The sequence below is a fragment of the Streptomyces anandii JCM 4720 genome (genome assembly GCF_014650655.1).
Lineage (GTDB): Bacteria > Actinomycetota > Actinomycetes > Streptomycetales > Streptomycetaceae > Streptomyces > Streptomyces anandii.
On sequence record NZ_BMVJ01000006.1, the window covers coordinates 35205 to 58738 of the forward strand.

General features: G+C 72.9%; 20 protein-coding genes. 10 read left to right on the forward strand and 10 right to left on the reverse strand.

Annotated features, from left to right (window positions below):
* Window positions 1-58 precede the first annotated feature (58 nt).
* The 6 genes from IE249_RS40015 to IE249_RS12995 all read right to left on the reverse strand — a co-directional run bounded on the left by IE249_RS40015 (window position 59) and on the right by IE249_RS12995 (window position 5353).
* Window positions 59-145: a putative leader peptide gene (locus IE249_RS40015; RefSeq protein ID WP_311605579.1), complete on the reverse strand. Its 87-nt coding sequence runs from the start codon at window positions 143-145 to the stop codon at window positions 59-61.
* Window positions 146-241: 96 nt separating this feature from the next.
* Window positions 242-1864 (reverse strand): FAD-dependent monooxygenase, encoded by a 1623-nt coding sequence (locus IE249_RS12975; protein ID WP_189704965.1) that lies wholly within the window; start codon window positions 1862-1864, stop codon window positions 242-244.
* Window positions 1865-2018: 154 nt separating this feature from the next.
* Entirely contained in the window at window positions 2019-2900 is an 882-nt protein-coding gene (locus IE249_RS12980) for an amino acid ABC transporter permease (RefSeq protein WP_189704966.1), read from the reverse strand.
* Entirely contained in the window at window positions 2897-3562 is a 666-nt protein-coding gene (locus tag IE249_RS12985) for an amino acid ABC transporter permease (RefSeq protein ID WP_189704967.1), read from the reverse strand. The genes IE249_RS12980 and IE249_RS12985 overlap by 4 nt, the downstream gene beginning before the upstream one ends.
* 77 nt (window positions 3563-3639) lie before the next feature.
* Complete coding sequence (locus IE249_RS12990; protein WP_189704968.1) at window positions 3640-4473, reverse strand: glutamate ABC transporter substrate-binding protein; 834 nt, start codon at window positions 4471-4473, stop codon at window positions 3640-3642.
* A 103-nt stretch (window positions 4474-4576) separates the two neighbouring features.
* Window positions 4577-5353, reverse strand: coding sequence for an amino acid ABC transporter ATP-binding protein (locus IE249_RS12995; RefSeq protein WP_189704969.1), 777 nt, complete (start codon window positions 5351-5353; stop codon window positions 4577-4579).
* Between the two features lie 287 nt (window positions 5354-5640).
* On the opposite strand from IE249_RS12995, the gene IE249_RS13000 reads away from it, so the two are divergent.
* Window positions 5641-6333 (forward strand): response regulator transcription factor, encoded by a 693-nt coding sequence (locus tag IE249_RS13000; protein WP_189704970.1) that lies wholly within the window; start codon window positions 5641-5643, stop codon window positions 6331-6333.
* Window positions 6334-6348: 15 nt separating this feature from the next.
* Entirely contained in the window at window positions 6349-7767 is a 1419-nt protein-coding gene (locus IE249_RS13005; RefSeq protein ID WP_189704971.1) for a sensor histidine kinase, read from the forward strand.
* 83 nt (window positions 7768-7850) lie between these two features.
* On the opposite strand, the gene IE249_RS13010 is transcribed toward IE249_RS13005, so the two are convergent.
* The gene (locus IE249_RS13010; RefSeq protein ID WP_189704972.1) at window positions 7851-8849 is read right to left on the reverse strand and encodes a TAXI family TRAP transporter solute-binding subunit; all 999 of its coding nucleotides are present in this window, start codon (window positions 8847-8849) and stop codon (window positions 7851-7853) included.
* A gap of 130 nt (window positions 8850-8979) precedes the next feature.
* Here IE249_RS13010 and IE249_RS13015 point away from each other — a divergent pair, with 130 nt between their 5' ends.
* Entirely contained in the window at window positions 8980-9396 is a 417-nt protein-coding gene (locus IE249_RS13015; RefSeq protein WP_189704973.1) for a pyrophosphohydrolase domain-containing protein, read from the forward strand.
* Window positions 9397-9401: 5 nt separating this feature from the next.
* Here the strand turns inward: IE249_RS13015 and IE249_RS13020 are convergent, their stop codons facing one another.
* Window positions 9402-10616 (reverse strand): glycosyltransferase 87 family protein, encoded by a 1215-nt coding sequence (locus tag IE249_RS13020; RefSeq protein WP_189704974.1) that lies wholly within the window; start codon window positions 10614-10616, stop codon window positions 9402-9404.
* Window positions 10617-10751: 135 nt separating this feature from the next.
* Here IE249_RS13020 and IE249_RS13025 point away from each other — a divergent pair, with 135 nt between their 5' ends.
* The 3 genes from IE249_RS13025 to IE249_RS13035 all read left to right on the forward strand — a co-directional run bounded on the left by IE249_RS13025 (window position 10752) and on the right by IE249_RS13035 (window position 17998).
* Window positions 10752-15518: a DUF5663 domain-containing protein gene (locus IE249_RS13025; RefSeq protein ID WP_189704975.1), complete on the forward strand. Its 4767-nt coding sequence runs from the start codon at window positions 10752-10754 to the stop codon at window positions 15516-15518.
* A 106-nt stretch (window positions 15519-15624) separates the two neighbouring features.
* Window positions 15625-17154 carry a tRNA (N6-isopentenyl adenosine(37)-C2)-methylthiotransferase MiaB gene (gene miaB, locus IE249_RS13030; protein ID WP_189704976.1) on the forward strand — a complete coding sequence of 510 codons (1530 nt, stop codon included), beginning with the start codon at window positions 15625-15627 and terminating at the stop codon, window positions 17152-17154.
* Window positions 17155-17269: 115 nt separating this feature from the next.
* Entirely contained in the window at window positions 17270-17998 is a 729-nt protein-coding gene (locus IE249_RS13035; RefSeq protein WP_189704977.1) for a class III extradiol dioxygenase subunit B-like domain-containing protein, read from the forward strand.
* 85 nt (window positions 17999-18083) lie between these two features.
* Here the strand turns inward: IE249_RS13035 and IE249_RS13040 are convergent, their stop codons facing one another.
* Entirely contained in the window at window positions 18084-18377 is a 294-nt protein-coding gene (locus IE249_RS13040) for an antitoxin (protein WP_189704978.1), read from the reverse strand.
* A 22-nt stretch (window positions 18378-18399) separates the two neighbouring features.
* A complete protein-coding gene (locus tag IE249_RS13045) occupies window positions 18400-18651 on the reverse strand; it encodes a hypothetical protein (RefSeq protein ID WP_308434336.1) in 252 nt (83 codons plus the stop codon).
* Between the two features lie 276 nt (window positions 18652-18927).
* On the opposite strand from IE249_RS13045, the gene miaA reads away from it, so the two are divergent.
* The 4 genes from miaA to IE249_RS13065 form a co-directional block, all read left to right on the forward strand.
* On the forward strand, window positions 18928-19866 hold the full coding sequence (miaA, locus tag IE249_RS13050) for a tRNA (adenosine(37)-N6)-dimethylallyltransferase MiaA (protein WP_189704980.1): 939 nt from the start codon (window positions 18928-18930) through the stop codon (window positions 19864-19866).
* Window positions 19867-19973: 107 nt separating this feature from the next.
* On the forward strand, window positions 19974-20591 hold the full coding sequence (locus IE249_RS13055) for a hypothetical protein (RefSeq protein ID WP_189705207.1): 618 nt from the start codon (window positions 19974-19976) through the stop codon (window positions 20589-20591).
* 95 nt (window positions 20592-20686) lie between these two features.
* Window positions 20687-21556, forward strand: a complete 870-nt coding sequence (dapF, locus tag IE249_RS13060) for a diaminopimelate epimerase (RefSeq protein WP_189704981.1) — start codon at window positions 20687-20689, stop codon at window positions 21554-21556.
* A 300-nt stretch (window positions 21557-21856) separates the two neighbouring features.
* A partial coding sequence (locus tag IE249_RS13065) for a RelA/SpoT family protein (RefSeq protein WP_229858322.1) occupies window positions 21857-23534 on the forward strand: 1678 nt, incomplete at its 3' end.

Genomic DNA, 23534 nt, shown 5'->3' on the forward strand with positions numbered 1-23534 from the left:
GCGGCACAGGCCCATGGGCATGAGCGAGCGGCGCGCGCCGGAAAAAGGAAGTGCGAATTCAGCAGGACGGACGACACACGCAGCCCGCGTAGCGGACGAGGTCCATGTGGACCCTCCGCCACAGGCGCACATCGGTGTCGGTCACGATCGGGAGTACACCATGGCCGTACGGGCCGGTCAACTCACCGTCACCATGTGGACGCCGAGGTGACGGCGAGTCGGCGGGCCGGGTGCCGGACGGTCAGCGCGCCCCCGCCTCGGCGCCCGCCTGGGCCCGCGCCCCGGACGGCAGCGGTCCGCCCAGGGCGGCCTCGGCCGCCGCGTAGAGGTCGGCCGGGCGCACCCCGCCCAGCGCGGTGACCAGATGCCCGTCGGGCCGTACCAGGAGCACGGTGTGGGGAGCCGCACCCGGGTAGCTCTCGGCGACGAGCAGCTCGGCCGGGTGGGGGAGGGCGGTCACGGCGGCGGCCAGCCGGGGCATGATCCCGGCGCTCACCCAGTGCCGGCGCTCCCACACCCCGGTGCCCGGCGCCACCAGCACCACCAGCAGGGCCCCGCGGCCCAGCCGGTCACGCAGCGGCACGAAGGAGCCGTCCTCCGCGGTCACCACCACGTCGGCGACCGGAGCGCCGGCCGGCGTGTCCACGGGCACCTCGGTGTCGAAGCGCGGTGGTGCGAGCGGCGAGTCGGCGTACGCCCCCGGCGCGCCCAGTGCCCCGCGCCCCAGGTGACCGTCCATCAGCAGCGCGTCGTGCCCGCGCGAGGACCCGGGGACGTACGACCGCAGTCCGCCGCCGCCGCGCAGCAGCGGCAGTACCTGGTCCGCGGCGCGCAGCCGGGCGGCGACGACGGCGCGCCGCTCGGACTGGTAGCTGTCCAGCAGGGCCTCGTGCGGCCCGTGGTGCCAGTTCAGCGCGAGCTTCCAGGCGAGGTTGCCGACGTCCCTGAGCCCCTCGTCCAGGCCCTGAGTGCCGAACGCGCCCATCAGATGCGCCGCGTCCCCGGCGAGGAAGACCCGCCCCGCGCGCCAGCGGCGGGCGAGCCGGTGGTGGACCGTGTGGACGCCGGTGTCCAGGAGTTCGTACGTCGGTGAGGCCTCGCCGGTCCAGCCGGTGAGCGTCTCCCGGATGCGGGCGACGAGCAGTTCGGGCGTGACCAGGTCCTTGCCGGGCGGCAGCAGCCAGTCCAGCCGCCAGACGCCGCCGGGCAGCGGGCGGGCGGTGACCTCACCGGCCGAGGGGCCGGTCGTCCGCCAGGGAGGCAGCCGGTGGAGGAACGCTTCGCCAAGCCGGGGGAGTTCCGTGCGCAGTGCGGCGACCGCGTGCCGTTCGACGGCGGTGCGGCCGGGGAAGCGGATGTCCTGGAGCTTGCGCACGGTCGACCGGGGGCCGTCGCAGCCGACCAGGTAACTGCCGCGCCAGTAAGTGCCGTTCGGGCCGCGGGTGTGCGCGGTGACGCCGGTGGCCTCCTGCTCCGTGGTGTCGAGCCGGCTGTCCGTGGCGAGTTCGACCAGCGGCTCGCGGGCGACGGCCGCGCGCAGGGCGCCGGTCAGGACGTGCTGGGCGATGTGCAGCGGAGCGGCTCCGGCGGTCTCGGCCTCGCCGAAGACGGCCTCGCCCGTCACCTGCTTGCGCCGCATCGACCGCCAGCCGCTCCAGCGCAGCCCGGCCCGCCCGAGCGGCACCCCGGCCAGCCGCTCCACCAGGGCGGCGGTGTCCTCGCGCAGTACGACGCTCCGGGCGGCGCGCGGGGCGTCCTGGCCCCGTGTCTCGTCCAGGACGACGGACGGCACCTCCTGACGCGCCAGCGCCAGGGCGAGCGTGAGCCCGACGGGCCCCGCTCCGACGACGATCACCGGGTCCACGGCGGTGTCCTCACGGACAGACGTGAACAAACGGTCGGAGCAGGGTGCACGATCACAGAACGTATGCAACCCACTGCCGCAGCCCGCGTCAAGCGACGGGGGCGGTGGCGATCACTCCACTGCCCCCGTGTCACACCCGACGGCCTACTCCACCTCAGGCAGCGGTCCCGGCGGACTCGGTTCCGCCCACCGCGGCCGGCGCCAGCACCGCCCCCGTGGACTTCTTCCCGCGCCGCAGCCGCTGCTCCAGCCAGCTCGCGAAGCTGGTGAGGCTGAAGTTGAGCACCACGTAGATCAGCGCGACGACGGTGAAGCTGGCGATGACGTTCGCGCCGTAGTACGAGCTCATGGGGGAGACGGACGCCAGCAGTTCGGGGAAGGTGAGGATCGCGCCGCCGAGGGCCGTGTCCTTCACGATCACCACCAGCTGGCTGACGATCGCCGGGAGCATCGCGGTGACCGCCTGCGGCAGCAGGATCGAGGTCATGGTCTGGGTCTTGCGCAGACCGATGGCGTGGGCGGCCTCGGTCTGGCCCCTGGGCAGCGCCAGGATGCCGGCCCTGACGATCTCCGCCAGCACCGAGGCGTTGTAGAGCACCAGTCCGGTGACCACCGCGTACAGCGGGCGGTCGTCCGAGGTGACGTCGCTGTACTGGGCGAACAGCGCGTTGCCGAAGATCATCAGGATCAGCACCGGGATGGCCCGGAAGAACTCCACGACCACGGAGGCCGGCACCCTGATCCAGGCGTGGTCGGAGAGCCGCGCTATGCCGAAGACGGCGCCGAGGGGCAATGCGATGACCATGGACAGGGCGGCCGCGATCAGCGTGTTCTTCAGGCCGGGCAGGATGTACGTGGTCCACGCCTCGGAGCCGAAGAACGGCTTCCACTTCTCCCAGTCCAGTTGCCCCTTGTCGTCGAGGCTCTTGTAGACCCACCACAGCAGTGCCGCGATGGCGACGAGGAACACGGCCGTGTAGAGGACGTTGCGCCGCTTGGCCCTCGGCCCCTGCGCGTCGTACAGCACGGAGGTCATCGCTTCACCGCCACCTTCTTGCCCACCCAGCCGAGGATCAGGCCGGTCGGGAGGGTCAGACACACGAAGCCGAACGCGAAGACCGCGGAGATCAGCAGGAGTTCCGCCTCGTTCTCGATCATCTTCTTCATCAGCAGTGCCGCCTCGGCCACGCCGATGGCGGCGGCCACCGTGGTGTTCTTGGTGAGCGCGATCAGGACGTTGGTGAGCGGGCCGACCACCGAACGGAACGCCTGCGGCAGCACCACCAGGGTCAGCACCTGGGTGAAGCCCAGCCCGAGCGCGCGGGCCGCCTCCGCCTGGCCCACCGGCACGGTGTTGATGCCGGAGCGGATCGCCTCGCAGACGAAGGCCGAGGTGTAGGCGACCAGGCCGAGGACCGCGAGACGGAAGTTGATGGTGTCGAAGGCCTGCGCACCGAGGTTGATGTTGAGGGTCTGGCTCAGTCCCAGCGAGGCGAACAGGATGATCACCGTCAGCGGGATGTTCCGCACGACGTTGACGTACACCGTCCCGAAGCCGCGCATGAGGGGCACCGGGCCGACGCGCATGGCGGCCAGCAGGGTGCCCCAGACCAGGGAGCCGACGGCCGAGAGCAGGGTGAGCTGCACGGTCACCCAGAAGGCCCCCAGCAGGTCGTAACCTTCAAGAAAGTCGAACACGATCTCCCGCGCTTCCGCGTGTGGACGGACCCCGGGTGCGCCACCCCCCGTGGGCGGCGCACCCGTTGGGCGCTGACTCAGCTCTTGATGTCGCCGATCTTCGGGGCGGGCTCGTTCTTGTAGTTGGCGGGGCCGAGGTTGGCGTCCACCGCCTTCTTCCACGAGCCGTCCGCGACCATCTCCTCCAGGGCCTTGTTGATCTTGGCCTTGAGGTCGCTGCCCTTCTTGACGCCGATGCCGTAGTTCTCGTTGGTCATCTTGAAGCCGCCCAGCTTGAACTTGCCCTTGAACTGGGCCTGGGAGGCGTAACCGGCGAGGATGGAGTCGTCGGTGGTCAGAGCGTCGATGGCCTTGTTCTGCAGACCGCTCAGACAGGCCGAGTACGTCGGGTACTGCTGGAGGTTGGCCTTGGGCGCCAGCCGGTCGTGCACGTTCTGCGCGGAGGTGGAGCCGGTGACCGAGCAGAGCTTCTTGTTGTTGAGGTCGGACGGCGACTTGATCGAGGTCTCGTCGGCGCGGAGCAGGACGTCCTGGTGGGCGAGCAGGTAGGGACCGGCGAAGTCGACCTTCTTCTCGCGCTCCGGGGTGATCGAGTACGTGGCGGCGATGAACTCGACGTCACCACGCTGCAGCATGGTCTCGCGGTCGGCGCTCTTCGACTCCTTCCACTCGATCTGGTCCTCGTTGTAGCCCAGCTTCTTGGCCACGTACTTGGCCACGTCCACGTCGAAGCCGGAGTAGCCCTGCGGCGTCTTCTGGCCGAGGCCCGGCTGGTCGAACTTGATGCCGATGGCGATCTTCTTGCCGCCACCCGACGCCCCGTCCTTCTTGTCGTTCGAGCCGCAGGCGGTCGCCGACAGTGCGAGGGCGAGGACGACGGCCGAGGCGGCGGTGACCTTGCGGAGCTTCATGTGAACTTCCTTTGGTGTTGAGAAAGTGAGGAGCCGTCGGGACGGCGACGGCACGGTCGCGGAGCCGGTGGCGTGCGACGGTGCCGGCGGGCCGGCCGCCGAGTCAGTGGTGCAGGATCTTCGACAGGAAGTCCTTGGCCCGGTCGCTGCGCGGGTTGCTGAAGAACTGCTCGGGCACGGCCTGTTCGACGATGCGGCCGTCGGCCATGAAGACCACCCGGTTCGCGGCCGAACGGGCGAAGCCCATCTCATGGGTGACGACGATCATCGTCATGCCGTCCCGGGCCAGCTGCTGCATGACCTCCAGGACCTCGTTGATCATCTCGGGGTCGAGGGCGGAGGTCGGCTCGTCGAAGAGCATGACCTTGGGGTCCATGGCCAGTGCCCGCGCGATCGCCACGCGCTGCTGCTGGCCGCCGGAGAGCTGTGCGGGGTACTTGTCGGCCTGCGCGCCCACACCGACCCGGTCGAGCAGCGCGCGGGCCCGCTCCTCGGCCTTCTTCTTGTCCGTGCGGCGGACCTTCACCTGCCCCAGGGTGACGTTCTCGAGCACCGTCTTGTGCGCGAAGAGGTTGAAGGACTGGAAGACCATGCCGACGTCGGCGCGCAGCCGGGCCAGCTCCTTGCCCTCGTGGGGCAGCGGCCTGCCGTCGATCGTGATCGTGCCCGAGTCGATGGTCTCCAGGCGGTTGATGGTGCGGCACAGGGTGGACTTCCCGGACCCGGAGGGCCCGATGACGACGACCACCTCGCCACGGGAGATCGTCAGGTCGATGTCCTGGAGCACGTGCAACGCGCCGAAGTGCTTGTTGACGCTCTTCAGGACGACCAGATCGCCGCTCGAGGCCACGTCCTCCTTGGCCACCGATACTTCGGTCATCGCTTACAGGCTCCGTCCTCCTCGGGTTTCGGTGGACCATAGCCACGCCCCTCGACCAGCGTCATTACATCTGAGGGAGATCTGAGCATCACGATCCGATAGCGGCCGGACACGTGTGGTAGTGAGTCGTGCGAGGTGCGTACCGGCTGGGTAACGACCGGCGGCACGCAACCGGAACCCTCTTGACGGCGTCCTCGTCCATCGGCGTGACTGCCTTGGTGCACGCGCGCGTGCACGCGTTTTGTACAGATCGTGACCATACGGCGGGAAAACCGGAGGGGGCCGGGATGCGACTGCTCCTCGTCGAGGACGACAACCATGTGGCCGCCGCCCTGTCCGCGGTGCTGGCCCGGCACGGCTTCGACGTCACGCACGCCCGCAGCGGCGAGGAGGCCCTGCAGGCGCTCGTCCCGGAGAGCGCCGGATTCGGCGTGGTCCTGCTCGACCTCGGCCTGCCCGACCAGGACGGCTACGAGGTCTGCGGGAAGATCCGCAAACGCACCAGCACCCCGGTGATCATGGTGACCGCCCGCTCCGACGTGCGCTCCCGCATCCACGGCCTCAACCTCGGCGCCGACGACTACGTGGTCAAGCCGTACGACACCGGGGAACTCCTCGCCCGTATCCACGCCGTCAGCCGCCGCACCGTCCACGAGGACGCCGCCGGCGGTCAGGACGGCGACGGGGCGCTGCGCCTCGGGCCCGTGCACATCGAGCTGCCCACCCGGCAGGTCAGCGTGGACGGCTGCGTCGTCCAGCTCACCCGCAAGGAGTTCGACCTCCTCGCGCTGCTCGCCCAGCGCCCCGGCGTGGTCTTCCGCCGCGAGCAGATCATCAGCGAGGTGTGGCGTACGAGCTGGGAGGGCACCGGGCGCACCCTGGAGGTCCATGTGGCCTCCCTGCGCTCCAAGTTGCGCATGCCGGCCCTGATCGAGACCGTGCGCGGCGTCGGCTACCGCCTCGTCGCCCCGGCCGCGTAGCGGGGACGGACACGGGTGCGCACTCGTCTGCTGCCGCTGCTCATCGTCCTGATGGCGGCCGTGCTGCTCGCCCTCGGCGTTCCGCTCGCCGTCAGCGTGGCCAAGGCGCAGCAGCAGAAGGTCGTCGTCGACCGGATCGACGACACGGCCCGCTTCGCCGCCCTCGCCCAGTTCGTCACCGACCGCCCCACCGGCTCCCGGCAGACCGTCCCGGACGAGCGCCTGGAGACCCTCAGCCGCGAACTCGCCAGCTACTACGAGGTGTACGGCATCCGGGCCGGCGTCTTCTACCGCAGCGGCACCCCCATGGCCAACGCGCCCGCCGACTGGTCCCTGCCCGCGGGCGGTGAGGTCCGGGAGGCGTTCGGCGAGGCGCTGCTCAGCCGGCGCAGCCACGACCCGCAGCAGGTGTGGCCCTGGCAGCGGGACCGGCTCGTGGTGGCCTCACCGGTCATCCGTGACGGTGACGTCGTCGCCGTCGTCGTCACCGACTCGCCCACGGGGCAGATGCGTTCGCGGATCCTGAACGGCTGGCTGGTCATCGGCGCCGGCGAGATCGCCGCGATGCTGCTCGCCGTCGGCGCGGCCCTGCGGCTGACCGGCTGGGTGCTCAGACCGGTACGCGTCCTGGACGCCACCACGCACGACATCGCCACCGGACGCCTGAAGTCCCGGGTCGCGCCGTCCGGCGGCCCGCCCGAACTGCGCAGGCTCGCCCGCTCGTTCAACGAGATGGCCGACCACGTCGAGGACGTGCTGGAACAGCAGCGCGCCTTCGTCGCCGACGCCTCCCACCAGTTGCGCAACCCGCTCGCCGCGCTGCTCCTGCGCATCGAACTGCTCGCCCTCGAACTGCCCGAGGGCAACGAGGAGATCGCCTCGGTCCGCACCGAGGGCAAGCGTCTGGCCCAGGTCCTGGACGACCTGCTCGACCTCGCGCTCGCCGAGCACGCCGAGGCGGACCTGCGGCTCATCGACGTCGGGGAGCTGGCCGCCGAGCGGGTGGCCGCCTGGGCGCCGGCCGCCGAGGCCAAGGGCGTGCGGCTGACCGGCGACTGCCCGGCCACCACGGCCTGGGCCGACCCGGTGGCGCTGTCCTCGGCGCTGGACGCGGTGATCGACAACGCGGTGAAGTTCACGCCCGGGGGCAAGTGCGTCGAGGTGCGGGTCAGCGGCAGCGGCGCCACCTCGACGGTCGTGGTCCGCGATCAGGGGCCCGGTCTCACCGACGAGGAACTGGCACGCGTCGGCGACCGCTTCTGGCGCAGCGGACGCCATCAGAACATCAAGGGGTCCGGTCTGGGTCTGTCCATCTCCCGGGCCCTCCTCGCGGCGGGCGGCGGCTCCATCTCGTACGAGCATCACCACGGCGAGGAGCCGCGCGGGCTGAAGGTGACGGTGCGGGTGCCGCGGTCGGGACCGGAGCCGGCGTAGGACCCGCCGGCGGCGAGGAGTGGAGCCCCGCCGGGCGGCCGAAGCGGGCGCCCCACGGTGTACGGCTTGACCTGCGGCTTGATCTACGGCTTGACCGAGCGGTAGTAGCGCCGGGCGCCCTCGTGGAGGACCAGCGGGTCGGTGTAGATGGCGGTGCGCAGGTCGACGAGCTGGGCGGAGTGGACGTGGGCCCCGATGCGGTCGCGGCTCTTGATGACCGCGCGGGTCACCCACTCGGTGAGCCTGGGGTCCATGTCCTCGCGGGTCATCAGCAGGTTGGACACCGCGATCGTGGGCACCGTCTCGCCGTGCTGGATGTCCGGGTACGCCGACTCCGGCATGTTGGTGGCCCGGTAGTAGCGCGTGGCGCCGCCCTCGGCGTGCAGCTTGGACACCAGGTCCGCCTCGATCGGCACGAAACGGAACGCGAACTTCGACGCGAGCTGCTTGAGCCCGTCCGTCGGCAGCCCGCCCGACCAGAAGAACGCGTCGATCGCGCCCTGCCGCAGCCGGCCGGGACCGGTGTCGATGCCGTCCGCCCTGGGCCGGACCTCCTTGGCCGGATCGATGCCGGCCGCCTTCAGGACGCGCTCGGCGATCAGCCGCACACCCGACTCCGGCGGGCCGATCGCCACCCGCTTGCCCCGCAGGTCGGAGACCGACTTGATGGACGAGTCGCGCGCCACGACGAGCTGCACGTAGTCGTCGTAGAGGCGGGCGACGCCCCGCAGCCGCCCGGCTCCGGGGCCGTTGTCCTGTTCGTACGTCTCCACCGCGTCCGCCGCCGCGATGGTGAAGTCGGCCTTGCCCGTCGCCACGCGCGTGACGTTCTCCTGCGAGCCGTCGCTGGTCAGCAGCCGCACCTTCAGGCCGGGCATGTCCTTGGCGAACGCGGTGCGCAGGCGCACGCCGTACTCCTGGTAGACCCCCCGCAGGGTGCCGGTGCTGAAGGTGACCGTGCCGGCGGGCGGCTGCTCGCCGAGCGGCAGCAGCCACCACAGCAGCAGCCCGAGGACCACGGCTCCGGCGGCCGAGCCCTGCAGGGCCCGGCGCCTGCCGATCGAGGGGAACGCCTTGGACATGCGCGCGATCCTGCCAGCCACGACGCGGTACTGGCCAGGGCGGGGTGCGGGCGGACGGTGCGGTACCGGTCGGCGGAGGCAGCCGGGAGCGCGCGGCCGCGCTGTCGGCGGGCGCGGTTAGAGTCGCCGTATGAGCACCTCGCCCGCCGCACTCGTCCGTGAGTTCCACCGCGCCTTCGGGCTGGACGCCCGCGGCACTCCTGCCGAGGTGCCGGCCGAACTGGCCGCCCACCGCGGGCAGTTGCTCGCCGAGGAGGCGGCCGAGGTCGCCGAGGTGTCGGTGAGCGGCCCGCTGGACCGGCTCGCGCACGAACTCGCGGACGTGGTCTACGTGGCGTACGGCACCGCCCTCGTGCACGGCATCGACCTCGACGAGGTGATCGCCGAGATCCACCGCGCCAACATGACCAAGATCGGCCCCGACGGCCGGGTCGCCCGCCGCGCCGACGGCAAGGTCCTCAAGGGCGCCCACTACCGTGCCCCCGACATCGCGTCCGTACTGCGCCGCCAGGGCTGGCAGCCGCCTGAGGGCGGCCAGGGGGCCTGAGGCGCTTACGGCAGCGCCGCCTCCGCGGGCGCCGTGGTGGTGTGCGGTGCCGTGGGGCGCGCGCACCGCAGGGCCAGGACGACGGCGAGCCCGCACAGCGTGGCCGCGTCCTTGAACGCCCTGCGGATCGACGGGTCGAGATGCGGGAAGGCGAAGCCCGGGACCTGGGGGACCAGCGCCGCCCAGAACCACGGCGAGCGGGCCACCGAGCCGGCCTCCAGCGCGCCCGCGACCAGCAGCGGCACCACGACGACCAGATAGTGCTCGTAGGACGGGCGGGACACCAGGTAGGAGGCGAGCATCAGCATCGCCGCGGTGTCGGCGAGGCGCGCCGGACCCGGGCCGCCGCGCCGCCAGCGCCGCCAGGCGCACAGCACGCCGCCCGCCGCCGCGGCGAGGGCCACCGCCTCGGCCAGGAGCGGTGGCACGCCCAGCCGGGGCAGCACCGCGGGCAGGGAGCAGTCGAACGGCCGCATCAGCGCGTCGCCGCCCTTGAGGAGGAAGGGCAGCGTGCGGGTGAAGAACCCGCCCGGGTCCGGCATGATCAGCGCCGCGCCCACGGACAGGGCCACGGGCAGCGCCACCGTCCAGGCCAGCGCCCGCCACCGCCGGGCCAGCACGAGCAGCAGCACCACCGGCACCAGCAGCGGCTTGATCGCCACGGACACGCCGAGGACCACCCCGGCGGCGGTCCAGCGCCCGCGGTCCGCCAGCAGCAGCGCCAGCGGCAGCGCGAGCGCGCTGACCGCTGTCCAGTTGCCGAGGTTGACGAGATCGCCCACCGGCGCCCAGAAGAGCACCAGGCCCAGCAGGCCCAGCACCGCGAACCGGCTGCGCGCCGGCACGCTGAACAGGCGCACCGCGCACCACCAGCCGCCCGCGACGCAGCCCACGCACACCACCGGCGCCACCACCCGCAGCACCGGCGCCGGCAGCAGCGCCTGCGCGGCGGCGAAGGGCACGGCGCTCGGCAGGTACAGGAACCGCCGGTCGGCGTACGGAGCGCCGCCGTGCAGCCAGACCTGACCGGCGTGCACCACGAAGGCGTTGTCCATGCCCCCCTGCGCGAAGGCCACGGCCACGCGCGCCGCACGGGCCAGCAGGACGCCCGCCAGAAGCAGAACCGGCACCGGACCGGCCGGCCGCAGCAGCCAGGCGCGCGGCGCCGGGGCCGAGGGGGCCTGCGGCGCGGGCGCCCGCAGGCCGTCACGAAGTTGCATCACACCCAATTTTGGGCCATTCATCCCCATATCGGGGGCAATGGCGGGTCGTGTCGCACCCGCACCCCGCGAAGCTGCAGCAGCAGAAGGCAATCCGGACGTATCCGGGACGCGGGGGTGAGTCGTACAGTAAAGATGACTCATCAGGCCAAGTCGGGACGGCGGGGGTTGCGGGTGGGGGACGACCTCGAGACGCTGGTGCGCCTGAGTACGGTGTGCCTCGAGGACGGGTCCGGACAGCAGCGCGGCAGCGGCTTCTTCGTGGCGCCCGGCCGGGTGCTCACCTCCGCGTCCGTGCTCCACCGCTTCGGCAACGCCGAGGTGTTCGTACGGCGTGACGGCCAACCCCGGTACGCCGCGGGCGTGTTGTGGAGCGATCCCCTTGCCCCCGTGCTGGGCCTGGACGCGATGCCGCTGCCCGATCTGGCCGTACTCGCCGTGCCCGGGGCCGCCTCCGAACGGCATCCGTGCGTCTGGCTGGGAGACGCCCCCGGCGAGGGCGCCGTGCTCGCCGACGGGTACGTCTCCGGGCAGCCGGCCGCGCCACCGTTACGGGGCGACATCACCGCAGTGCGCATTGAGCCGGGCGGCAGACTCGTCATGTGCCGCGCCCCGGCGCCCTCCGCCGAACTCGACGGCGGACCGCTGCTGAGCCCGGACACCGGACGGGTCGTGGGCGTCGTCAAGACGGACCGGGCCGGCCAGGGCGACGACGTGCTCCTCGCCTCCGCGGTGTCGATGCTGCGCGACGCACGGCCCGACATCTGGGCCATGAACCAGTCCTTCCAGCGCACCGACCGGCGCTGGCAGCAGGCCATGCACCCGGAGTCCTCCGTCCGCGATCCGCGCGCGGCCGCCCGCCAGGTGCTCGAGGACATCCTGCGCGCGGTCGAGGCCCGCACCTGGAGCCTGCCACCCCTGCAGAGCCGCGCCGACCTCCACCAGAACGTGTGGGTGCGCCGGGTGCCGCAGTCCAGCACCCACCGCGTCACCCGGGGTCCGTCGCAGTTCGCCGCCCCCGAGCGCTTCCACTGGGACCCCACCCGCGCCACCGGCCGTGTCACCGTCGTGCGCGGCCTTCCCGGCTACGGCAAGTCCTGGCTGCTGGCGTACCACGCGGAGACCCTCGCCCGGGAGGGGCTCGACTCGCTCGACGCGGGCACCGACCCCGACCGGCTGCGGGTGCCGCTGCTGGCCGACTGCGCCGCCCTCGGATACCACCTGCCGCAGGGGCCGTCCGCGGACGAGGTGATCACCGCGCTGATCCGCGCGGCCCGCGGCACGGGCGCCGGCCCGGCCGCCGGCGACCGCGACCTCTTCGTCCGCGAGGTCCTCGAACAGGGGCGGGCGGTGATCTGCCTGGACGCCGTCGACGAGGTGCCCAAGGCCTTCCGGCGCCGCGTGCAGACGGCGCTGCGGCTCCTCGCGGCCGGCACCAACCTCGCCGCCGGCACCAACAACCTGGTGATCAGCACCCGGCACTCCTCCCTCGCCCTGCTCGAGGAGATGTCCCCCTCGGAACGGGTGGACGTCGAGACCCTCGGATTCACCTCGCGGGAGGCGTCCCGGTTCATCGGCGTGTGGCTGACCCACGATCCCCGGCGCCGCGTGCCCCTGGACCGCGCGCTGAGCAGCAGCGACTCGCTGGACGCCGTGGCCTCCGTGCCCCTGCTGCTGTCGTTCCTGTGCCGGCTCGCCGACGAACCGGAACGCAAGTCGCCGTTCCCCGCCTCCCGGGCGCAGCTGTGCGAGGAGGTCGTCAAGAGCCTGCTGTCCGGGCGCTGGCGCAGCTTCCGGCGCAACGCGCGCGACCCCGAGGCCCCGCCCGACCCGGTCCGCCGTCTGCGGGCCCTCTCGCACGCCTTCGGGTCGATGCTGGACGGCTGGCGGTCCACCATGGAGAGCGTGCCGCGCGCCCGGCTCGGCCAACTGCTCGCCGCCCACCCGGACGCCGCTCAGCTGCGCGCCGCGGCCGTGGCGCGCTGGGAGGCCTGGCAGCTGGCCAGCGAGGCCGAACCGGCGCAGCCGCCGCCCGACCCGGTGATCTGGGAGTTCACCTTCGACGGACTGCTCGTCGACGACGAGGCGGAGGGCGGTGAGCCGGCCGTCAAGGCCCTGCACTCGGCGCTGCGCGACTTCCTGCTCGCCACCTACGTCGCCGGCCTGGACGAGCCCGCCCGGCGCGAGGCGCTGGAACGGCACCGCTACTTCGACGCCGACTGGCAGGAGATCTTCGTCCTGGCCGCCTCCCTCATGGACGCGCCCGACACACTCGTCACGGACATCCTCGACCTGCCGAAGGATCCATGGTTCACCCAGGCGTCCTTCGCGGCCCGCTGCGTGGCGGAGTGCGGTGACCGCGTCTCCACGGCCACCGCCAACCGGCTGCTCGGCGTGCTCATGGACGACACCGCGAGCCCGCGGCTCTCCGACACCCGGCGCCGTGTGGCCGCCTTCGGCCAGCTCGTGCGGGCGGACGTGGCGCCCGCCGTGGAGCGGGCCGTCGCGGCCTCCGACGTCTCCGAGGAGGAGGACGCGCCCGCGACCGGTCCGGAGGACGTGGCGGCCACCGGCCAGGCGTCTGCGGAGGACGCCCGGCGCGAGCTGCGCCTCGAGGCGATCGTCGCGCTCGCCGAACTGGGCCACCCGGTGGGCGTCGAGCGCGCGCAGCGCCTGCTGTCGCCCTCCGTCCCGCAGCAGGCCCGGCAGCGGCTGATCACGGCACTGGCCGCCACCGAGTCGCCCGGCGCCGTCGAGTGCGCGCTCGGCCACCTGCTCAAGGCCGGCAGCAGCACCGACCTCGAGGGCTTCATCGCGGCCCTCAAACCGAGTTCCGGAACGCTGCTCGACGCGGCGCACCGGCTGCTGCTGGGGCGCGAGCTCAAGGAAGAGGCCGGCCAGATCCTCGGCGCCGCGCTCATGGAGTGCGGGGAGGCCGGCACCGGCATCGTGCGGGCGGTGGCCGGCCACGCCACCACCGGCCGGCCGCTGCGCAGCAGGCTCTACACCCTGCTCATCAACGCCGGCACCGAGGGCGCCGCCGAGGAGGCCGTGGAGCACTTGTCCCATCCGACGCTGCGCGCGGTCGACAAGTCGTACGTGGTCGAGGCGCTGATCGGTCAGGGCATGGACGACGCGCTCACCTCGGCGGCGTCCCTGATGGTGGACAGGACCGTCCCCTCGCTGCGCCGGCAGGAACTCGTCCGCGCCGTCTGCGCCTCGGGCCCCGCCGGCCTGGACCTGGTGCGCAGACAGTGCGAGCAGAGCCAGTGGCTCGATCTCGTCATGCCGCACCTGCTCACCCTGGCCGCCGTCCGCGACCCCGAGGGCAGCGCGCTCGCCCGGACCTACGGCAGTGACGAGGGCGTGCCCGCCCCACTGCGGGCCATGCTCTGCCAGGCGCTGCTGGACGCCGAGCCCTCGGACGTGGAGACCGACGCCGCCGTCCGCATGATCGGAGGCGGCCGGCTCACGAGCGCCGAGCAGCGGCTGGGGCTCGTGACCGCGCTGGCGCGCGCCGGGTCGGAGCGCACCGGGGAGGCCCTGGACGCGGCCCTGGACCAGGACATGGAGCTGGACGACGCCAACTGGCCACAGGTGACCCGGCTGCTCGCGGCGGCCAGCGAGCCGGGCCGCAAGGCGCTGATGTCCGTGGTGACCGGCGACCTGCGCCCCTGGCGGCTGCGCGTGGAGAGCGTGCTGGCCCTGGCCGCGACCAGCGAGGAGGCCGGTCGCAGGGCCGTGGAGAAGCTCGACGTCGAGGGCATGCCCGCGGTGTGGCGCAGCAGGCTCGTCTTCGGCCTCTGCTCGGCCGGCAGCGCCGCCTACGTCAACGAACTGGCCGGCTCCCTCGGGGACAAGCTCGGCGCCTACGAGGTCTTCCACCGGTTCATGCAGGGCCCCAACGCCTCGCTGGAGAAGCACTTCCTGGGCCACTACGACGCCCTGTGCGCGGCGATGGAGCAGTTGCCGCGCCGAGGCGCGCGCATCCTGTGGAACGACGAGATGCTCACCTCCCTCGGTCTCACCGGCGAGACCGACGAGGAGCGGCGCACGCTGCTCGCCTGGAGCTACGGCCAGGTCGAGTACCGCGTGGGCAAGGCCCTGCACCGCCTCATGCTCCCCGACCAGAGCAACGCCTTCAGCGCGGCCATCGACGACTCGGACGAGAACGGCGCCTACTACTGGCTGGTGTCCAACTTCCCCGAGTACCAGGAGTTCGTGCTCGACGAGCTGAACAACCTCAAGGACGACCTCCGCTCCGGCCGCCTCACACCGCCCGCCTCCTCACGGGACAGCGGCGCCGCCACCCCGACGATGCGCGCGCTGCAGTACGTGACCCGGGCGCTCGCCGACCTGCCGGTGATCGAGCCGCGCGGCCCGCGCGAGCCGTACTTCCGGCATCTGCGCGCACACGAGAAACTGCTGCTGCGCGAGGAGGCGACCCACCTGCTGGACCTGGCGTGCGCCCTCGGCCCGCGGTGGCCGCTGTACCCGGGGCAGCTGTTCACCGTCCTGCACAGCCGGTCCCAGGGGATCGACTCCACGGAGATCCTCTCCCGCGACTCCCGCCTGCACCTGGACCTCCTCAACGACCTCTACGGCCGGGGCGACTTCAAGGCCCTCTACCTGTGTGCCTCCTTCGGCGTCCAGTGCTTCGGCGCCGACGCGCCGGCCCACTTCTACGCCGCTCTGGGCGCCGAGGGCATCGGGCAGCACGACCACGCCGTGCGGCTGATGGGCCTCTCGGGCACGTACGCGAGGGGCGACCAGGTGGGCCAGGGACTGCGGACCATCAGGGAGTGCGGCGAACAGCACCGCTGGGAGCCGAGCGCCGTACAGGCCCTCATGGACGCGCTCAGGGAGGGCGGGCGGGAAGAGGGCCGCGACGGCGACGGCTGAGCGGCACTGGTCGCCGCCGCGTGGGGACGGCCGAGCGGCACTGGTCGCCGCCGGGGGGAACCGGGGGCGGGGCGGCGTGCCCCGCGGACCGCCTACCCTGGAGCGCATGACCAGCAGTAGCGACCGGAGCCCCGCGGTGGATGTTCGAGCCCCCAGGAGTTATGAGATCCGCACCTACGGGTGCCAGATGAACGTCCACGACTCCGAGCGGCTGGCCGGCCTGCTCGAGGACGCGGGGTACGTGCGCGCACCCGAGGGCTCGGACGGCGACGCCGACGTCGTCGTCTTCAACACCTGCGCGGTGCGGGAGAACGCCGACAACCGGCTCTACGGCAACCTCGGCCACCTCGCCCCCAAGAAGGCGAAGCGGCCCGGGATGCAGATCGCGGTCGGCGGCTGCCTGGCGCAGAAGGACCGGGACACCATCGTGAAGAAGGCGCCCTGGGTGGACGTCGTCTTCGGCACGCACAACATCGGCAAGCTGCCCGTCCTGCTGGAGCGCGCCCGCGTGCAGGAGGAGGCGCAGGTCGAGATCGCCGAGTCGCTGGAGGCGTTCCCCTCGACGCTGCCCACCCGTCGCGAGAGCGCCTACGCGGCCTGGGTCTCCATCTCCGTCGGCTGCAACAACACCTGCACCTTCTGCATCGTCCCCGCCCTGCGCGGCAAGGAGAAGGACCGCCGCCCCGGCGACATCCTGGCCGAGGTCGAGGCCCTGGTCGGCGAGGGCGTCTCCGAGATCACCCTGCTCGGCCAGAACGTCAACGCCTACGGCTCCGACATCGGCGACCGCGAGGCGTTCAGCAAGCTGCTGCGGGCCTGCGGGAACATCGAGGGCCTGGAGCGCGTCCGCTTCACCTCGCCGCACCCGCGCGACTTCACCGACGACGTGATCGCGGCCATGGCCGAGACCCCGAACGCCATGCCGCAGCTCCACATGCCGCTGCAGTCCGGCTCGGACACCGTCCTGAAGGCGATGCGCCGCTCCTACCGGCAGGACCGCTACCTCGGGATCATCGAGAAGGTGCGCGCCGCGATCCCGCACGCGGCGATCACCACCGACATCATCGTGGGCTTCCCCGGCGAGACCGAGGAGGACTTCGAGCAGACGCTGCACGTGGTGCGCGAGGCGCGGTTCGCGCAGGCGTTCACCTTCCAGTACTCCAAGCGGCCCGGCACGCCCGCCGCGACCATGGACGGCCAGATCCCCAAGGAGGTCGTCCAGGAGCGCTACGAGCGGCTCGTCGCGCTCCAGGAGGAGATCTCCTGGGAGGAGAACAAGAAGCAGGTCGGCCGCACTCTGGAGCTGATGGTCGCCGAGGGCGAGGGCCGCAAGGACGGCAGCACGCACCGGCTGTCCGGCCGCGCCCCCGACAACCGCCTGGTCCACTTCACCAAGCCCGGGCAGGACGTGCGCCCCGGCGACGTGGTCACCGTCGAGGTCACCTACGCCGCCCCGCACCACCTCCTCGCCGAGGGACCGGTCCTCGCGGTGCGCCGCACACGCGCGGGCGACGCCTGGGAGAAGCGCAACGCCGCCGAGGCGGCCAAGCCGGCCGGTGTCCTGCTCGGCCTCCCGAAGATCGGTGTCCCGGCCCCCCTGCCGGCCCCGGCGAACAGCGGCTGCGGCTGCGACTGAGCCGCAGGGGCCGGGCCCCGGACGAGTGGGCGGTGGCGGCGGCCGGGCACGGGCGCCCGCCCGGCACCGCCCCGGCCCGTGCGGCGGTCCGGTGGGCGGGGCTACTCTGCCGATCATGCTTGTTGCCGCCGCAGTCTGTCCCTGCCCGCCGCTGCTGGTGCCCGAGGTCGCCGCGGGAGCCGCACCCGAGCTCGAGGCGGCGCGGGCCGCGTGCACGGACGCGCTGGGGGTCCTCGCGGCCTCCCGGCCCGATCTGCTCGTGGTCGTCGGCGCCGGTGAACGCGCCGGTGAACGGTCCGGGCGGGTGGCGTACCGGCAGGGCAGCCGGGGTTCGTTCCGCGGCTTCGGCGTGGATCTGGACGTACGGCTGGGCCAGGACGGCGACGGCCCTGGACCGGGGTGCGAGCTGCCCGTCCCGCTCGCAGTCGGCGCGTGGCTGCTGGGGCGGACCGGCTGGTCCGACGCCCCGGTCGAGGGGCTGGCCGTGGCCGCCGCGACGGCGCCCGACGAGTGCGCGGCGGCCGGGCGGGACCTCGCCGCGCGGTCCGGGCGGGTGGCGCTGCTGGTGATGGGTGACGGCAGCGCGTGCCGGTCGCTCAAGGCGCCGGGGTATCTCGACGAGCGGGCCGAGCCCTTCGACGCCGAGGTGGCACGCGCCCTCGGCGCGGCGGACCCGGCGGGGCTGGCGGCCCTCGACGCCGGGCTCGCCGGTGAGCTCAAGGCGTCCGGCCGGGCCCCGTGGCAGGTCCTCGCGGGCTCGGCCGAGGGGGCCGGTCTCTCCGGCGCGCTGCTGTACGACGACGCGCCTTACGGCGTGGGGTACCTGGTCGCCACCTGGTCCTGAGGGGCGGCACGGCGGACGGCCAGGAGAGCGCCCGGCCCAGAAGCCCGGGCCCGCTCGCCCCCGGCCGTCCGCCGCCGCTCTCCGCTCAGGAGGTGGGCGGCGGTCCCTGCGGAGGCGCCGTCTTGCCGGTGCCGGTGCCGGGATCGGGGCCCGTGTCCGGGCCGGTCCCGCCCCTGTGGGCGAGCCGGTCCATCGCGTGCTTGGCCTTGCCGGTGCCCGCGTGGATCTTGTCGCTGTACTTGCCCTTGGTCTTCTCGTCGACCAGCTTCGCGGCCTTGTCGAGACCGTGCCCGATCGAGCCCCCGTGCCGCTGCGCGAGGTCCGCCACCTTGTCCTTGGCCGGACCGATCCTGGCCTTCATGTTGTCCAGCAGACCCATGCCTCACCCTCCTGGCGGACAGTCATGTGCGGGCGCCCTCGCCGGCCTCCCGTCCGGCCGTCTCGTCCGCGGACTGCTGCTTGGGGATCTCCACGCCGTCGGCGCCCTGGCCCCCGGCCGCCGGCTCGGTGTCCCCGGCGGTCGCCGCCTCGGCATCCGTGCCGGGTTCCGCGGCGGCCTCCGTGCCGGCCCCGGCACCCTCGGAGGCCGTTTCGGGAGTCTTGGTCCCGGGCTCCGCCTCCGCCGTCACGGCCACCTCGGAATCCAACGTCACCACGTCCCCCTGCTCCTCGGCGGCCGACGCCTCCTCAGCAACGCTCGCCTCCGCAGCCTTCGACCTCCGAAAAAGTCGCGCAAAAACGCCCATATCAACTCCATACGTTACTCGTGCGGGCGAGATCCCGCGTGACCCGGCGCGACCGCTCGCGGCGCCCGGACCACCGTGTGCCGGAATCCGGCCGTGGGAACCTCCCAACGGGCAACGACCCGGCCCGTGTGCCGTCACGTAACTCGTTCGAGTCACCCGCGCGGGGTTTGCGAGACTGGTGCGGTGAGCAGCGCACCCCCCGCCCCCCGCGTCATCGCCGTCGTCGGCCCCACCGCGGCCGGAAAGTCCGATCTCGGCGTCTTCCTGGCCCAGCGTCTCGGCGGGGAGGTCGTCAACGCCGACTCCATGCAGCTCTACCGGGGGATGGACATCGGCACCGCCAAGCTGACGCCCGAGGAGCGCGCGGGGGTGCCGCACCATCTGCTGGACATCTGGGACGTGTCGGTCACCGCGTCCGTCGCCGAGTACCAGCGGCTCGCCCGGGAGCGCATCGACGCGCTGCTCGCCGAGGGGCGCTGGCCGATCCTCGTCGGCGGCTCCGGGCTGTACGTCCGCGGGGCCGTCGACAACCTCGAGTTCCCCGGCACCGACCCCGAGGTTCGGGCCAGGCTGGAGGAGGAGCTCACCCTGCGCGGTTCCGGTGCGCTGCACGCCCGTCTGGCCGCCGCCGACCCCGAGGCCGCCCGGGCCATCCTGCCCGGCAACGGCCGCCGTATCGTCCGGGCCCTGGAGGTGATCGAGATCACCGGCCGGCCCTTCACGGCCAACCTCCCCGGTCACGACTCGGTCTACGACACCGTCCAGATCGGCGTCGACGTGGCGCGCCCCGAGCTCGACGAGCGCATCGCGCGCCGGGTCGACCGCATGTGGGAGGCGGGTCTGGTGGACGAGGTGCGCGCGCTGGAGGCGCGGGGCCTGCGTGAGGGGCGCACGGCCTCGCGTGCGCTCGGCTACCAGCAGGTACTCGCGGCGCTCGCGGGGGAGTGCACGCTTCAGGAGGCGCGCGCGGAGACCGTGCGCGCCACCAAACGCTTCGCCCGCCGCCAGGACTCCTGGTTCCGGCGCGACCCGCGCGTGCACTGGCTGAGCGGTGCTGCGGCGGATGTCACAGAACTTCCGGACCTGGCACTGGCGTTGGTCGAACGACCGGTTACAGCCTGATCACGTGATGGCATCGGGACGCCCAGGCCGTCTTCCGGGCCTCCGGCGCCGTGCCATCATCGAGCTTCGATCGACCAGTGGAGTCCTAGTTGGGAGGGCGCGTGGCGATGGAGGCCGGCCCTCGCGACACCGCAGCGGACACCGAGCGTGTCACCGTGCAACGCACGGGCGCGGGCACCGACGGGGGAACGAGCACGGGTACCGGCATGGGCGCCGACAGGGGCCCGGCCGCGGACCTGAACCCCGGCGCGGACCTGACCGCGGGCAGGGACGCCGGCCCGGGGACACCCACCGACCCGGACGAGGGCACGCTGAGCCCGGACGGTCCCGACGAGATCCCGGACGGCGTGACCGCGGACGGCCCCGCGCCCGAGGAGATGTTCCCCGGCCCCGAGGTGGAGGTCGAGCTGCGCCCCCAGCGGCGCCTGCGCATCTGGCAGCTCGCGCCCATCGTGGGGCTGGCCGCGGTCGGATCGCTGATGTTCGCCTTCCCGCTCGCCTTCGACGGCGACAGCGGAGCCGTGATCGCCATGCTGGGGCTCCTCATCTGCCTCTGCGCGGCCGGCTGGGGCATGATGGCCGCCCGCCGCGTCGGCTACACCTGGCCGGGCGTGCCGCCGCGCGGCTCCGGACGCCGCCCCGACTGGCGGATGATCGGCGTCTACGTCCTCCTCGGCGTCCTGGTCGTCGTCCTCGCCGTCTGGCGGGTCGCCCGGCTCCGCTAGGGCCCGGGGACGCCGGTGCGTCCACCGGACGTCCCGCGCGGGCCGGCGACGGGCGTGATCACGGGCCTGTCGTACCCACCCCGTACGATCGAGGCATGAGCACGCGCATCGCCTTCCTCAAGGGCCACGGCACGGAGAACGACTTCGTGATCATCCCGGACCCGGAGAACGCCATCGAGCTGTCCCCGGCCGCCGTCGCCGCCCTGTGCGACCGCCGCGCGGGCATCGGCGGGGACGGCGTGCTGCACGTCGTGCGGTCGGCCGCGCACCCGGAGGCCCGCGCGATGGCGGCCGAGGCGGAGTGGTTCATGGACTACCGCAACGGCGACGGCTCGGTCGCCGAGATGTGCGGCAACGGCACACGCGTGTTCGCCCGCTACCTCCAGCGCGCCGGATACGCCGGCGAGGGCGACCTCGCGATCGCCACGCGCGGGGGCGTGAAGAGCGTGCACATCGCCAAGGACGGCGACGTCACCGTGGGTATGGGCAGCGCCCGGCTGCCCGAGGGCGATGTCACGGTGAGCGTCGGCGACCGCAGCTGGCCCGCGCGGAACGTGAACATGGGCAACCCGCACGCGGTCGCCTTCGTGGACGACCTCGCACACGCCGGCGACCTGCTCTCGGCACCCCCCGTCAGCCCGGCGTCCGCCTACCCGGACGGGGTCAACGTCGAGTTCGTCGTCGACCGCGGCCCCGGCCACGTCGCCCTGCGCGTCCACGAGCGCGGCTCCGGCGAGACCCGCTCGTGCGGCACGGGTGCGTGCGCCGTCGCCGTGGCCGCCGCCCGCCGCGACGGGGTGGAGCCCGCGCACACCGGGACGCCCGCGACGTACCGGGTGGACGTGCCCGGCGGCACCCTGGTCATCACCGAGCGGCCGGACGGCGGGATCGAGATGACCGGCCCCGCGGTGATCGTCGCCGAGGGCGAGATCGACACCGAGTGGCTGGAAAACGCCGCTCGCTGAGTCCCCGGCGGCTGACGTTTCATGAAGTCCCGCGCGGGTGCACCGATGCGATTCCATGTCCCGTGAGCGGGTGCGTATGAGAATCGTCGGCTGACCACCCGTCAGGTGACCGGAAAACGTAAACCTCGAAACTGTCGCTCGATTGGGTGATCCGTTTCACGCTCACCGAGAGGCGGTCGGCCGGAGGTGCTGGGGTCGGTAGCATCAAGCACCGGCCCGGACGGGGGATCCGACGCCAACCCCTGAGCCGTGTACGCCCTGGGGCACCCCGTCCGCCGGTCGACTCAGCCGGAGGTGCCCATGAGTGCGGATGCCACGAATCCCGCGGCCCCGGGACCGGTGGCGCCCGCGGCGGCACGCCGCAGGGCCCGCCCTCGGATCGACCTGCGTCGCCTCGGCCGGGCCGCGCTCCTCGGGCCTGCCGCCCGCGACCGGCTGCCGGACGCCATCGGCCACGTGGCGGAGGCCCACCGCGCCCACCACCCCGACGCCGACCTCGAACCCCTGCGCAGGGCCTACGTCCTGGCCGAGTCCTCGCACCGCGGCCAGATGCGCAAGAGCGGCGAGCCGTACATCACGCACCCCCTCGCCGTGACCCTGATCCTCGCCGAACTCGGCGCGGAGACCACGACGTTGACCGCCTCGCTCCTCCACGACACCGTCGAGGACACCGACGTGACGCTTGACCAGGTGCGCGAGCAGTTCGGCGAGGAGGTGCGCTACCTCGTCGACGGCGTCACCAAGCTGGAGAAGGTCGACTACGGCGCCGCGGCCGAGCCCGAGACCTTCCGCAAGATGCTCGTCGCCACCGGCAACGACGTCCGCGTGATGTCGATCAAACTCGCCGACCGGCTGCACAACATGCGCACCCTCGGCGTCATGCGCCCGGAGAAACAGGCCCGCATCGCCAAGGTCACCCGGGACGTCCTCATCCCGCTCGCCGAACGGCTCGGCGTGCAGGCGCTCAAGACCGAACTCGAGGACCTTGTCTTCGCGATCCTCCACCCCGAGGAGTACGAGCACACACGCGGGCTGATCGCCGAGAACGCCTCCGCGCCGAGCGACCCGCTCACCGAGGTCGCCGAACAGGTACGGGGCGTGCTGCGCGAGGCCGGCATCACCGCCGAGGTCCTCATCAGGCCACGGCACTTCGTGTCCCTGCACCGGGTCTCCCGCAAGCGCGGCAGGCTCCGCGGCTGCGACTTCGGCCGGCTGCTGGTGCTGGTGAACGAGGACGCCGACTGTTACGGCGTCCTCGGCGAACTGCACACCTGTATGACGCCGGTCGTCTCGGAGTTCAAGGACTTCATCGCCGTACCCAAGTTCAACCTCTACCAGTCGCTGCACACCGCCGTCGCGCGCGAGGACGGGCAGGTCGTCGAAGTCCTCATCCGCACCCACCAGATGCACAAGGTGGCCGAGGCCGGCGTCGTCGCCCTCGGCAATCCCTACGCTCCTCCTTCGGAGGAGCAGCCGTCCGGCGACGGCGAGCAGTCCGCCGGGGACGGCGAGCGCGCCGATCCCACCCGTCCCGGCTGGCTCTCCCGCCTCCTCGACTGGCAGCAGGCCGCGCCCGACCCCGACACCTTCTGGTCCACCCTGCGCGAGGACCTGGCGCAGGACCGCGAGATCACCGTCTTCCGGCCCGACGGCGGCGCCCTGGGGCTGCCCGACGGAGCCACCTGCGTGGACGCCGCGTACGCCCAGTACGGCGAGGACGCGCACGCCTGCATCGGCGCCCGTGTCAACGGCCGGCTGGCGACCCTCAGCACCGTCCTGAGGGACGGCGACACCGTCCAGCTCCTCATGGGCCAGGACCCGGCCTCCGAGCCCTCGGCGGCCTGGCTGGAGCACGCCCACACCCCGGCCGCCCGCATCGCCATCCAGCGCTGGCTGGCCACCCACCCGGCACCGGGCCGGACGGCCGCCGGCGCCTCCGGTGACACCCCCGGGGCGCAGGCGGCCCCGGAAGCGATGG